Source organism: Salinicola sp. RZ23, from assembly GCF_003206675.1.
Lineage (GTDB): Bacteria > Pseudomonadota > Gammaproteobacteria > Pseudomonadales > Halomonadaceae > Salinicola > Salinicola endophyticus.
The window spans coordinates 1-12,905 of the sequence record NZ_PZJK01000007.1; the positions used below are offsets into that span (position 1 = coordinate 1).

Consider the following 12,905-nt stretch of genomic DNA (forward strand, 5'->3'; position numbering starts at 1 on the left):
TGCTGCTGGTGCCCACGTTCGCCCTGGCGTTCCGCTATCCCCAGCACACCGCCGCCGCCCTTCCGGTCCTGTTCGCCTCGATCCTCATCAACGCCACCCCGGCCCGCATGGTCGTCAGCCTCGCTACCGCCGTCGTGCTCATCCTGCTGGCCAACGGGTCTCTCTCCTGGCGCATACCGGTCCCGGCCATACCGCGCCCCCTGCGGCTCTCCTGGTACCCGCTGCATCTGGTCGTCATCACCCTGGTCACTGGAGGCATCACGTCATGAGGGGATCAACACGGACTGCCGGGGACCGACGACTAGTGAGTGGGGGTAGACGAATCTGTCGTCGGGCATCGGTAGTCGACCTATCAACTACCCAACCCACTGATTACAGAGGTGAAAGATGAGGGTCACTCGCGAAAAAAACTGCTACTGCCATACCTGCGGCCGAGATTTTCACTACCTGGGCATCACTAACCACCGCAAGTCGCATCGCAATCGCGGTGAAGACTGCACGATCACGTACACCCATGGCGACACCATCACACATCGCGCTCCAACGAGAGATGAACAGACCATCCCGGCGAGACCCTCCCTGTAACACGTCTCGCTAACTAACTATCGATCTGACCATAACGGCTCACTACGTACAGTTTTGGAGTATTCGACAATGAAGACCTGGGAACGCTATTCGCTGGCATCGCTCGCCAAAGGCACGCAGGACGAGAAGGGGCGTTTGTTCATCAGTCCCAAGGGACAGCGCAACCACGGCAACATCAAACTCCTGCACGCCGGCGTCGACACCGTGCGTCAGCTCTACGCCGGGAAGCCCTGCATGGCGCTCTTCGATCAAATCATCGAGGTCTACCGCGAAGGCCGGGGCGCCACCATGGACCTGTTCGGCACCACCTGGAGCGTCGGCGCGGGCAACACCCAAAGCGGCTTTCGCTACCGCCTGCAGAACAACGACCTGGGCGTCATCGTCCTGTTCTACGCCCGGCACGTGAAGGCCGAAGACATCGGCACCCACCTCAAGATCGAGCTCTCCCCGCACTTCATCCACGAGCACAGCACCACCGACGTGCAAGCCTATATGGATGGCATCGCCAAGCAGCTCCTCGCCTACGTCGAGCCCATGGGCTGTGCCGTGCACCTCGCGCTAGACGTTCAGGGCTGGCAGCCCCCCGCCGACTTCATGGAACGCTTCGTCACCCGCTCTAAGAAAGTCACGCGCATCAACGGCATCGACGACTTCAGCTTCAACCACGGCCACATCGCCACCTCCTACGGCAACGCCGAAACCTTCATGTTCGGCACCGCGGGCGCCCTCCAATGCTGCATCTACAACAAGACCAAGGAGGCCCACTACCGCGACAAAATCCACTTCTGGGAGAGCATCTGGCAGAAAGCGGCCAGCGATGACCCCATGGCCTCCGACTACGATCCCGAGCGGGACGTGTGGCGAATCGAGATGCGCTTTCATCAGTCGGTGCTGCGTGAGTTCGCCCAGGGCACCCCCTGCAACGTCGACACCGGCGAATGCCTCGACATGGATCACGGCTTCAAGCGCTTCACCGACACCGTGCCCCACCTCACCGGCCTCTGGCGCACCGCCATGGGCAAGTATCGCCTCGACCATTCGCGTGACCTGATCGACAGCGCATGGCAACTCCTGCAGGAAGACGCCCGCTTCTACGATCACGAACCGCACCTGCTCTACAAGCGAGCGCGAAAGGCCCCGGGACTCGGCAACGAAAAGAACGTCGCCCTGGTCGTGGGTAATCTCATCTCCCTCTACGCACGCCAGGGCTTCACTATCCAGCAAGCCATGCAAGGGCTCTCCCGTTGCGGGGCCTGGGACGACATCGCCAACTACTACCGCCGACGGGGATTGGATGCGGGACAGCTACGCCAGCTCATCGAACAACGGCTGGTAGAGAGGCGATTACTCGGCAAGGCGGCTTAATGGCGATAAAAAGAACAAAGGGTGGATGGCAAGTCGATCTTCGGCCCAACGGCCGTGACGGCAAGCGCGTACGCCGAATTTTCAAGACCCAGGCCGAAGCCAGGCGCTTCGAAGGCAAGATACTGGCTCAGGTCGCCGATGGCAGCCGCTACACGCCCACCAAGCGTGACAACCGCCGTCTCTCTGATCTCATCCAGATGTGGTACGACTTCCACGGCGTCTCGCTGAAGGACGGTAAGCGTCGCTATCATCAGCTCCTGGCGCTCGCCAACAAGATGGGCAACCCACTGGCACGCACCATCACACCGATGGATGCCGCCCGGTTTCGCCAGCTACGGCTCGCGGAAGGCATTACCCCGACCACAGCCAACCACGATCAAGCGCATCTACGGGCCGTGTTCAATCGCGTGGCCAAGCTCGGCCAGTGGCACCTCTCCAATCCCTTTGCCGGCATCCAGCCGATCAGGGTCGACGAAACCGAGTTGAGCTACCTCACCGAATCGCAGATACGTGACCTCCTCGCGATCCTGGACCGCCGCACCAACAAGGATGCCGCTCTGATCACCCGGCTCTGTCTCGCAACCGGTGCCCGCTGGTCGGAAGCCCAATATCTGCGCGCCGAAAACCTCCGCGATGGTCGCGTCACCTTCACCGGCACCAAGAACGGCCGTAACCGCACCATCCCGCTGCCCCAGGACCTTTATCAGACGCTGGTCGCGCACGGTCGGCGCATCGGTAGACTTTTCCCGACCACGGGCTATAACCCGTTTTCGGATGCGATCAAGGAGGCGGGGATTCAGCTCCCCAAGGGGCAGAGAACGCACGTGTTACGCCACACCTTTGCCAGCCATTTCATGATGAATGGCGGAGACGTATTAACGCTGCAAAAGATTCTGGGGCACCAGACCATTACGATGACGATGCGCTACGCACACCTGTCGCCCGATCACCTGACGGACGCGATCAAGTACGCGCCAAAGCTGTGTGGACAAAAAGTGGACACTTTCCAAAAAAGGGAAGAATCAAGCTGAGGGGAAGGGAATGCTAAGTGCTTGATTTTACATGGTGCCGGCGGTCGGACTCGAACCGACACACTGTCTCCAGCGGCGGATTTTGAATCCGCTGCGTCTACCAATTCCGCCACGCCGGCAGCGGAGTGGCATTATACGGACCCCGGCCTTTGCGTCAATCACTGCGCTGACTTCGCTCCCCGCCTGCTTTATCATGGCGCCCTCGCGAGGGTTGCCCGCCGGCCCTCGATGCCGCGTCAGCGGCCTGTTTCGAGTGGCCGCGGTCGCCTGCGGTCACGTCATTCCTTTTTCGCCGATTCATGAGTGCCATGCAGCGCGCCGACTTCCATTTCGATCTCCCCGACGAGTTGATCGCTCGCTACCCTTCCGAGCAGCGCACCGATTGCCGCCTGCTGTGCGTCGATGGCCCTTCCGGGGCGCTGGCGCATGAACGCTTCCCCGATCTGCTCGGACATCTCGAACCCGGCGACGTGGTGGTGTTCAACGACACGCGGGTGATCCCGGCACGTCTGTTCGGCCAGAAGGCGAGTGGCGGCAAGGTGGAGATGCTGCTGGAGCGCCCGCTGGATGCCCATCGCGGCCTGGCCCATATGCGCGCCAGCAAGTCGCCGAAGCCGGGCACCGAGCTGATCTTCGAAGGCGGCATCCACGCTGTGGTCGAAGGCCGGCAGGACGCCCTGTTCGAGCTGCGCTTCCTCGGCGAGACCCCGCTGATCGCGCTGCTCGAACAGTACGGGCATATGCCGCTGCCACCCTATATCACCCGCGAGGACGAACTCGCCGACCGCGAGCGCTATCAGACCGTCTACGCTCGCCGCGAAGGCGCGGTCGCCGCGCCCACCGCCGGCCTGCACTTCGACGAGGCGATGATGGCGGCGCTGCGGGCCAAGGGGGTCGAGATCGCCTTCGTCACCCTGCACGTGGGGGCCGGTACCTTTCAGCCGGTGCGCGTCGACGATATCCGCGAGCACCATATGCACAGCGAGTGGCTGGAGGTCGACGAGCAGGTCTGCGCCAGCGTCAACCGGGCGAGGGAGGCGGGCAAGCGTGTCGTCGCCATCGGCACCACCAGCGTGCGCTGCCTGGAGAGCGCCAGCCAGGACGATGGCCGCCTGGCGCCCTACCGCGGCGAAACCGACATCTTCATCTATCCCGGCTATCGCTGGCGCTGCGTGGATGCCCTGGTCACCAACTTCCACCTGCCGGAGTCGACGCTGCTGATGCTGGTCTCTGCCTTTGCCGGCTATGAGAGCGTGATGCGCGCTTATGCCGCTGCCGTGGAGGAGGCGTACCGCTTCTTCAGTTACGGCGATGCCATGTTCCTCACGCGCCAAGACGCGTGATCGTCCGGGCACGCATCGCCCAAGTGCCGGTGACCTGAGCAAGAGAGAGCCGATCGCAGGGTCGCCGAGCGCTAGCGAGATAGCCAGGTCGCCGAGCGTAGAGAGATAGAAAGAAAGACATTCAGCGGGCCCCGAGTGGCCCCAAGCGTTGCGCACGATTGCCGGCGCGCCGAGAGACAGAGAATTCTATGCGACACGAAAGCTTCATGAAGTTCGAACGCCTGGGCCAGGATGGCCGCGCCCGGCGCGGCCGCCTGACCTTCCCCCGCGGCACGGTGGAGACCCCCGCCTTCATGCCGGTGGGCACCTACGGCACGGTCAAGGGGATGACCCCGCGTGACGTCGAGGCGATCGGCGCCGAGATCATTCTCGGCAACACCTTCCACCTGTGGCTGCGCCCGGGGACCGAGGTGATCGAGGGTCACGGCGACCTGCACGACTTCTCCCAGTGGCAGGGTCCGATTCTCACCGACTCCGGCGGTTTCCAGGTGTTCTCGCTGGGTGCCATGCGCAAGATCACCGAGCAGGGCGTGCACTTCCGCTCGCCGGTGGATGGCGCCAAGGTATTCATGGGTCCGGAGGAGTCGATGGCGGTCCAGCGCTCGCTGGGCTCGGACATCGTGATGATCTTCGACGAGTGCACCCCCTACCCCGCCACCGAGCAGGAGGCACAGAAGTCGATGGAGCTCTCGCTGCGCTGGGCCAAGCGCTCGCGCGAGGCCCACGGCGACTCGCCCTCGGCGCTGTTCGGCATCGTCCAGGGCGGCATGTACCCGGAGCTGCGCAAGCGTTCGCTGGAGGGGCTGCTCGAGATCGGCTTCGATGGCCTGGCGATCGGCGGTCTCTCGGTGGGCGAGCCCAAGGAGGAGATGATCGGCGTGCTCGACTATCTGCCCCAGTGGATGCCGGAAGAGCAGCCACGCTATCTGATGGGCGTGGGCAAGCCGGAGGACCTGGTCGAAGGCGTACGCCGCGGGGTCGACATGTTCGACTGCGTGATGCCGACCCGCAATGCCCGCAACGGCCACCTGTTCACCGCCGAAGGCACGGTGAAGATTCGTAACGCCACCCACCGTCACGATACCCGGCCACTGGAGTCGGATTGTGACTGCTACACCTGCCAGCACTTCTCCCGCGGCTATCTGCACCACCTCGATCGGTGCGGCGAAATGCTCGGCTCGATGCTCAACACCATCCACAATCTGCGCTACTACCAGCGCCTGATGGCCGGTTTGCGCGGGGCTATCGAAGCGGGTACATTGGCCGACTTCGTAGCACAATTCTATCGGCGGCGGGGGCTTCCCGTACCGCCTGGGGTCGACTGACAAGAGACGGGCTGGCCGGTGGCGACGCCGGCGGGCCTGGTAAGTCTCGTAACGTATCACCCGTTCACATCGCAACTCTCGCGACTTTCATCGCGCAACTTCGGAGAACCATCCATGCTGGACTTTTTCATCCCTGCGGCACACGCCCAGGATGCAGCCGCACCTGGCGGTGGTGGCATTGCCCAGATCATCATGCTGGTCGGCTTCGTGCTGATCTTCTATTTCCTGCTGTGGCGCCCGCAGTCCAAGCGTGCCAAGCAGCACAAGCAGCTGATCTCCAACCTCTCCAAGGGTGACGAAATCGTCATCGGCGGCGGGCTGATGGGCCGCATCACCGAGGTGACCGACGACTTCATCAGCATGGAAATCGCCGAAGGCACCGTGGTCAACGTGCAGAAAAGCGCCGTGGCCTCCGTCCTGCCCAAGGGTACCCTGAAGTCGCTGTAATCCTTCGGGCCACCGGCATCACCGCCGGTGGCCTGCCTCATTTCCGCGACAGTCTTCGCACGACGATCCCCCCGATCGTCATTGAATGAAAGGACAGGGCTTCCATGCTCAATCGTTACCCCCTGTGGAAGTATCTGCTGATACTCATCGTCTTCGCCGTCGGTGTCATCTACGCGTTACCCAATCTTTATCCGCAGGACCCCGCCGTTCAGATCAGCACGACCAATGGCACCCTGGACAGCCAGCAGCTAGAGCGTGTGACCCAAGTTCTCGCCGACGACGGCATCGCGGTCAAGTCGGCCAACATGACCGGCAACTCGAGTGCCCTCATTCGTCTCGACAACGCCGAACAGCAGTTACCCGCGCGCGACGCGATCGACAAGGCGCTCGACGACAACTACACCGTGGCGCTCAACCTGGCCGACTCCACGCCCGAGTGGTTGACCAGCCTGGGCGCGACCCCGATGAAACTCGGCCTCGACCTGCGCGGCGGCGTGCACTTCCTGCTCGAAGTGGACATGCAAGCCGCGGTCAAGCAGCGTCTGGAAGCCACCGCCAGCGCGATCCGCGCCGACCTGCGCGACCAGCACATCCGCTACCGCGGCACCGAGATCGACGGCAACGCGCTGCATCTCGAGTTCGCCAACGTCGAGGATCGTAACGCCGCCCGCGACCAGATCCGGCAGAACTTCCGCGAGTTCCAGCTGCAGAGTCGCGAAGAGGGCCGCCGGGCCTTCCTCGACATGTCGCTCACCGAGCAGTCGATCAAGGACATTCAGGACTACGCCGTCGAGCAGAACCTGACCACGATCCGCAACCGCGTCAACGAGCTGGGGGTTTCCGAGCCGCTGGTCCAGCGCCAGGGCCCCAACCGTATCGTGGTCGAGCTGCCGGGGGTGCAGGACACCGCCGAAGCCAAGCGCATCGTCGGCGCCACCGCCAACCTGGAGTTCCGTCTCGAGGCGCGCCCGGATGCGCCGGCTTCCGAGACCGAGACCTTCCCGTTCCGCAACAACCCGCAGCGCACCGCGACCCTGTCGCGTGACGTGATCATCACCGGTGACCGCGTCTCCAGCGCCAGCCAGGGCTTCGACCAGAACGGCCGCCCCCAGGTCAACATCAACCTGGATGGCACCGGCGGCTCGCTGATGAACCAGGCCACCCGCACCAATATCGGCCGCAGCATGGCGGTGCTCTATATCGAGCACAAGACCCAGACACGCACGGTGATGAAGGATGGCAAGCAGGTGGTGGAACACATCCCCTCCACCGAGCGCAGCATCATCAGCCTGGCGACCATCCAGAGTGCACTGAGCAACCGCTTCCGCATCACCGGTCTGGACTCCCCGACCGAAGCGCGTGAGCTGGCGTTGCTGCTGCGTTCCGGTTCGCTCGCCGCGCCGATCTACTTCGTGCAGGAGAGCACCATCGGACCAAGCCTGGGGGCGCAGAACATCCAGCGCGGGATCTTCTCGGTGATCGTCGGCGGGCTGCTGGTGGTGGCCTTCATGCTGATCCGCTACAAGGCGTTCGGCGTCATCGCCAATGTCGCCCTGGCGGTCAACCTCACCCTGCTGATCGCGGTCATGTCGCTGCTGGGCGCCACGCTGACGCTGCCCGGTATCGCCGGTATCGTGCTCACGCTGGGGATGGCGGTGGATGCCAACGTGCTGATCTACGAGCGCATACGCGAGGAGCTCAGGCGCAAGACACCGGCACAGCAAGCGATTCACGCCGGCTACGGGCGCGCCTTCACCTCGATCGTCGACGCCAACCTGACCACGCTGCTGGTGGCGGTGGTGCTGTTCTCCATAGGCACCGGCCCGGTCAAGGGCTTCGCGGTGACGCTGTCGATCGGCATCCTGACCTCGATGTTCACCGGCATCATGGTGTCGCGTGCCCTCGTCAATCTCTCCATCGGCGGCAAGCCGTTGAAGAAACTCTGGATCTAGGAGACGCGAGCCATGCGCCAATTCGATTTCATGGGCAAACGCCGCATCGCCTTCATCGTCTCGATCGTGCTGACGATCGTCTCGGTCGGTGCCCTCGTGCTGCTCAACCTCAACCTGGGTCTGGACTTCACCGGCGGCACCGTGGTGGAGCTGCACTACGCCACCGCGCCCTCGCTGGATGACGTGCGCGCCCTGCTCGCCAGCCACGGCTTCGAGAACTTCCAGGTCCAGACCTTCGGTGCCGCCAACGAAGTGCTGGTGCGCCTGCAGCAGACCTTCAACAACGATGTCGGCAATCAGGTGGTCGCCGCGCTCAACGCCAAAGGCGCTTCGATCGACCTGGTCCGCGCCGAGTTCGTCGGCGCCCAGGTCGGCGGCCAGCTGCGTGACCAGAGCGGTCTGGGCATGCTGGTGGCGATGGCCGGGGTCGCGATCTACGTCGCCTTCCGCTTCCAGTACAAGTTCGCCCTGTGCGCGCTGATCTCGCTGGTCCACGACGTGGTGATCGTGCTGGGGCTGTTCGCGCTGTTCCAGTGGGAGTTCGATCTCACCGTGCTGGCCGGGATCATGGCGGTCATCGGCTACTCGCTGAACGACACCATCATCGTCTACGACCGTATCCGCGAGAACATTCGGCTCTCGCGCAGCGACGACATGGCGCAGATCTTCAACGAAGCGATCAACCAGACCCTGTCCCGTACCTTGGCGACCTCGGGCACCACCTTGCTGGTGCTGTTCGCGCTGTTCTTCCTCGGCGGAGACATGATCCACAACTTCTCGATCTCGCTGATCCTGGGGATCGTCGCCGGTACCTTCTCTTCGGTCTATGTCGCCGCAGCGCTGCTGCTGGTGTTCAAGCTGGAGCGCCAGGACCTGATCCCGGCGAAGAAGGAGAACGTCGAAGGCGAAGAAGAGCTGCCCTGAGCCGCGAGACGTATGCCGGACCCAAGGCCTCTCTCAGGAGAGGCCTTTTTCATGCCAGCCGCCGCGCTCGAGACTCGACGCCAGCGCGCCGAGCTGGGGTATGATGAGTCGCCTTCCACGCTTGCCATCAGGGAGATCCATGGCTCCTATCTTTGCCGATTCCAGCGTCGCCCGCTGGCTGCTGGTGCTGGTGATGATCGCCGGCGTCTACTTCTTCATCGACTTCCTGATTCCGGTACTCGCCGCGCTGATCATCTGTGTCGCCAGCTGGCCGCTCTACCGCTGGCTGCTGGCGCGCTGCGGCCAGCGTCGCACCCTGGCCGCGAGCATCGCCCTGGTGCTGATCATCCTGTGTCTGGTGATTCCCATCGTGATGGCCTGCACCTACGCCTTCCAGGAGCTCAAGGGCTGGATCGGCTGGCTGCTGGCCGCCAATCAGCACGGCATTCCCGCGCCGGGCTGGGCCGCCGAGCTGCCGGGGATCGGCAGTTGGGTACACGAACAGTGGCAGACCTACCTGGCCGAACCGCATGCGCTGGAGTCCTATCTCCAACTGGTGGGTGGCGAGCACATCGGCAATATCTCGCGCTGGGTGCTGGCGCTCGGTAGCAATGCGGTGCATCTCGCGCTCACCCTGCTGTTCATGCTGATCACGCTGTTCTTTCTCTACCGCGATGGGGTGGGCATGGCGCGCCAGCTGGATATCGTCGGCGAGCGTATCCTGCCGGCGCGCTGGCAGCGCTTCTCGCGGGTGGTACCGGCGACCATCAGTTCGACCGTGGTCGGTATGGGGCTGATCGCCCTCGGCGAAGGCGTGGTACTGGGTACCGCCTACTGGATCGCCGGGGTGCAGTCGCCGGTGGTACTCGGGGTGATCACCGCCTTCATGGCGCTGGTCCCCGGCGGCGCCCCGCTCACCTTCACGCTGGTCTCGCTCTATCTGATCGCCACCGGCCACCTGCCCAACGGCATCGGGCTGTTCCTGTGGGGCGCAATCGAGCTGTTCGTGGTCGACAAGACGCTGCGCCCGCGGCTGGTCGGCGGGCCGATCAAGCTGCCCTTCCTGCCCACCTTCTTCGGCCTGATCGGCGGCGTGAAGACCATGGGGCTGGTGGGGCTGTTCGTGGGCCCGGTGCTGATGGCCCTGCTGGTCGCCAGCTGGCGCGAGTGGCTGCACGACGACGAGGCCCCGGACGCCCCCAGCGAGGCGGAGCGCTGGGGCTACGGCAATCCGCGGCTGATCGCCCGTTATACCGGCCAACACCCTGACCGCTAGGCATCCCGATCGCTACGCGCCCTTATCGATGAGAGCAATGGGCGCTCAACTGTCTCCCCGCTCACGCCCCAGGGTGATGGCGTAGCGCTTCAGCTTGCGCACCACGCTGGGCTGGCTGATGCCCAGGCGCTCGGCCAGCGCATAGGTGGAGCCGTGGGTCTGGGCTAGCTGGGCCAGAATACGCTGCTCGTGGGCCGCCAGCGCGGCTTTCAGCCCCTCCCCTTCGCCGAGCAGCGCACCGCTCGCCGGTTCCGTCGGATGCTGCGACGGCGGCGCCCCGGCAGTGCCCGGCTCACCCCCCGCCGGGCCGCCGATCACACTGCTCTCCGCCGCCAGCCAGGCGCGCTCCAGCCAGTTCTCCAGCTCACGCACGTTGCCCGGCCACTCGGCGCTCATCAGCTCGGCCCAGGCCCGTGGGTGGAGCATCTTGTCATCGCCGTAGCGGCGGTTGAGCCGTTCCAGCTGGCGCTCCGCCAGCCCACGGATCTCCTCGCGGCGCTCGCGCAGCGGCGGCAGGGTCACCGGGATCACGTTGAGCCGGTAGTAGAGATCGAGCCGGAAGGCGCCCTCCTCCACCTGCCGCGCCAGATCGCGGTTGGTCGCCACCACCAGGCGGAAGTCGACCCGCCGCGAACGGGTGTCGCCGAGCCGGGTAAGGGAGCCATCCTGAATCACCTTGAGCAGCTTGGACTGCATGGTCAGCGGCAGCTCACCGATCTCGTCGAGGAACAGAGTGCCGTTGTGCGCCTGCTCCAGCAGCCCCGCCTTGCCCTGTCGCGCCGCGCCGCTGAAGGCGCCGGGCTGGTAGCCGAACATCTCCGACTCGAACAGCGACTCGGGAATCGCCGCACAGTTGACGTCGACGAAGGCGCCATCGCAGCGCCGGCTCCAGCGGTGCAGCTGGCGCGCAAAGGCGGTCTTGCCCACCCCCGACTCCCCCAGCATCAGCACCGTGGCATCGGTCGGCGCGCTGCGCTTGAGCAGTTGGGTGATCTCGCGCATCAGGCGGCTCTTGACCACCAGCTCGCCGGCCTCGGCGGGCGTCTCCGCCGGCGCCTCGTGGTGGCGCTTGAGATGATCGGTGAAGCGCTGCTGGAGCAGCGCGTACTCATCCTGCAACAGACGCAGATCGGTGAGGTCCCGCGAGCGGCTGATCACCCGCACCAGACGCCCGCCGACATACACCGGATGCGCCTCCGCGATCACCTGGCGGCCGGTGCCGGTGCGCTGCATCAGCTGCGCCGGCTGGCCGGTACGGATCACTTCGAGCGACACCGAGGGCGAGAGCACGCCGCTGGCCTGCAGCGCCTGCACGGTGGTCGCGCACAGCGCCTCCCGCGGCATGCCATAGACCGTCGCGGCGCCGGGGCTGACATCGAGGATGCGCCCCGCGGCATCGACCACGAACAGATGGTCCTGGGCGGTATGGACCATGGCCCCCAGGGTGGCGCGGTCCGCTTGGGCCTCAGACATCGGCGTCTCCGATTCGACTTTGCATCATTGATACGTCAATGAATCAACAGCGACAAGACATCAATACAAAAACGCATCAATGCGCGTCGGCAGGTTCGCAAAATCAATGGGTTACGGTTGGCACGCTTTATGCGTGGTGATGTCCGATCCCTCGACAATCACAACCCAGGAGATGGTATGTCCCACCAGCCTACGGATCGCGCCCCGCTCAACCAGCCACTGGGCGGTAACGAGATGCCCCGTTTCGGCGGCCCGGCGACCATGATGCGGCTGCCGACCCAGCAGAGCGCTGCCGGGCTCGATGCCTGCTTCGTCGGTATCCCGCTGGACATCGGCACCTCCAATCGCCCCGGCACCCGTTTCGGGCCGCGCCAGATCCGCGATGAGTCGCGCATGCTGCGGCCGTTCAACATGGCCACCCGCGCCGCACCCTTCGAGAGCCTGCAGGTGGCGGACATCGGCGATGTGCCGATCAATACCTTCGATCTCAAGAAGAGCGTCGGCATCATCGAGCGCTTCTACCACGAACTGCTCGGCCACGACGTCATCCCGCTGACCCTGGGCGGCGATCACACCATCGCCCTGCCGATCCTGCGCGCCATGGCCAAGAAGCACGGCCCGGTGGGGCTGATCCACGTCGATGCCCATGCCGACGTCAACGATCAGATGTTCGGCGAGCAGATCGCCCACGGCACCCCCTTCCGCCGCGCCGTGGAAGAGGGGCTGCTGGATACCCAGCGCGTGGCCCAGATCGGCCTGCGCGGCACCGGCTACGCCGCCGACGAGTTCGACTGGGGCCGCGAGCAGGGCTTCCAGGTGGTGCCCGCGGAAGCGTGCTGGCACCAGAGCCTGACACCGCTGATGGCAGAGATTCGCGAAAAGGTCGGCGGCGGACCGGTCTATCTGAGCTTCGACATCGACAGCCTCGACCCCGCCTACGCCCCGGGCACCGGCACCGTCGAGATCGGTGGGCTGACCATTCCCCAGGCGCTGGAGATCATCCGCGGCTGTCACGGCCTGGATATCGTCGGCTGCGATCTGGTCGAGGTCTCGCCACCCTATGATGCCCACGGCCAGACCGCGGTGGTCGCCGCCAATCTGCTGTTCGAGATGCTCTGCGTGCTGCCCGGCGTGAAGCGCCGCTGACGCCAACCAGTCGCAGGTCATCACCGTTCACATCTGAA

Annotated in this window: 10 protein-coding genes, 1 tRNA gene and 1 pseudogene; 10 read left to right on the top strand and 2 right to left on the bottom strand. The window is 64.6% G+C overall.

Annotated elements, in window-relative coordinates:
• From DOM67_RS06165 to DOM67_RS06175, 3 genes and pseudogenes are all read left to right on the top strand, one after another.
• Positions 1–269, top strand: a pseudogene (locus DOM67_RS06165) (hypothetical protein); the annotation flags it as partial.
• A gap of 385 nt (positions 270–654) precedes the next feature.
• Positions 655–1,950 carry a hypothetical protein gene (locus DOM67_RS06170; protein ID WP_110674781.1) on the top strand — a complete coding sequence of 432 codons (1,296 nt, stop codon included), beginning with the start codon at positions 655–657 and terminating at the stop codon, positions 1,948–1,950.
• On the top strand, positions 1,950–2,981 hold the full coding sequence (locus DOM67_RS06175; protein ID WP_110674782.1) for a tyrosine-type recombinase/integrase: 1,032 nt from the start codon (positions 1,950–1,952) through the stop codon (positions 2,979–2,981). Before DOM67_RS06170 ends, DOM67_RS06175 begins: the two co-directional genes overlap by 1 nt.
• Before the next feature lie 32 nt (positions 2,982–3,013).
• On the opposite strand, the gene DOM67_RS06180 is transcribed toward DOM67_RS06175, so the two are convergent.
• Positions 3,014–3,100: transfer RNA gene (locus DOM67_RS06180), tRNA-Leu, on the bottom strand.
• Positions 3,101–3,289: 189 nt separating this feature from the next.
• Between DOM67_RS06180 and queA the strand changes: the two genes are divergently transcribed.
• The 6 genes from queA (at position 3,290) to DOM67_RS06210 (ending at position 10,248) form a co-directional block, all read left to right on the top strand.
• On the top strand, positions 3,290–4,324 hold the full coding sequence (gene queA / locus DOM67_RS06185) for a tRNA preQ1(34) S-adenosylmethionine ribosyltransferase-isomerase QueA (RefSeq protein WP_110674783.1): 1,035 nt from the start codon (positions 3,290–3,292) through the stop codon (positions 4,322–4,324).
• A gap of 206 nt (positions 4,325–4,530) precedes the next feature.
• Entirely contained in the window at positions 4,531–5,649 is a 1,119-nt protein-coding gene (gene tgt / locus DOM67_RS06190) for a tRNA guanosine(34) transglycosylase Tgt (protein WP_110674784.1), read from the top strand.
• A gap of 114 nt (positions 5,650–5,763) precedes the next feature.
• Positions 5,764–6,096 carry a preprotein translocase subunit YajC gene (yajC, locus tag DOM67_RS06195; RefSeq protein WP_106419738.1) on the top strand — a complete coding sequence of 111 codons (333 nt, stop codon included), beginning with the start codon at positions 5,764–5,766 and terminating at the stop codon, positions 6,094–6,096.
• A gap of 104 nt (positions 6,097–6,200) precedes the next feature.
• Positions 6,201–8,048, top strand: a complete 1,848-nt coding sequence (secD, locus tag DOM67_RS06200; protein WP_110674785.1) for a protein translocase subunit SecD — start codon at positions 6,201–6,203, stop codon at positions 8,046–8,048.
• Positions 8,049–8,060: 12 nt separating this feature from the next.
• Entirely contained in the window at positions 8,061–8,972 is a 912-nt protein-coding gene (gene secF / locus DOM67_RS06205; RefSeq protein WP_110674786.1) for a protein translocase subunit SecF, read from the top strand.
• A 139-nt stretch (positions 8,973–9,111) separates the two neighbouring features.
• On the top strand, positions 9,112–10,248 hold the full coding sequence (locus tag DOM67_RS06210; RefSeq protein ID WP_110674787.1) for an AI-2E family transporter: 1,137 nt from the start codon (positions 9,112–9,114) through the stop codon (positions 10,246–10,248).
• A 45-nt stretch (positions 10,249–10,293) separates the two neighbouring features.
• Here the strand turns inward: DOM67_RS06210 and DOM67_RS06215 are convergent, their stop codons facing one another.
• Positions 10,294–11,721, bottom strand: a complete 1,428-nt coding sequence (locus DOM67_RS06215) for a sigma 54-interacting transcriptional regulator (protein WP_110674788.1) — start codon at positions 11,719–11,721, stop codon at positions 10,294–10,296.
• 177 nt (positions 11,722–11,898) lie between these two features.
• On the opposite strand from DOM67_RS06215, the gene speB reads away from it, so the two are divergent.
• The gene (gene speB, locus DOM67_RS06220; protein ID WP_110674789.1) at positions 11,899–12,867 is read left to right on the top strand and encodes an agmatinase; all 969 of its coding nucleotides are present in this window, start codon (positions 11,899–11,901) and stop codon (positions 12,865–12,867) included.
• The last annotated feature ends 38 nt before the right edge of the window (positions 12,868–12,905 follow it).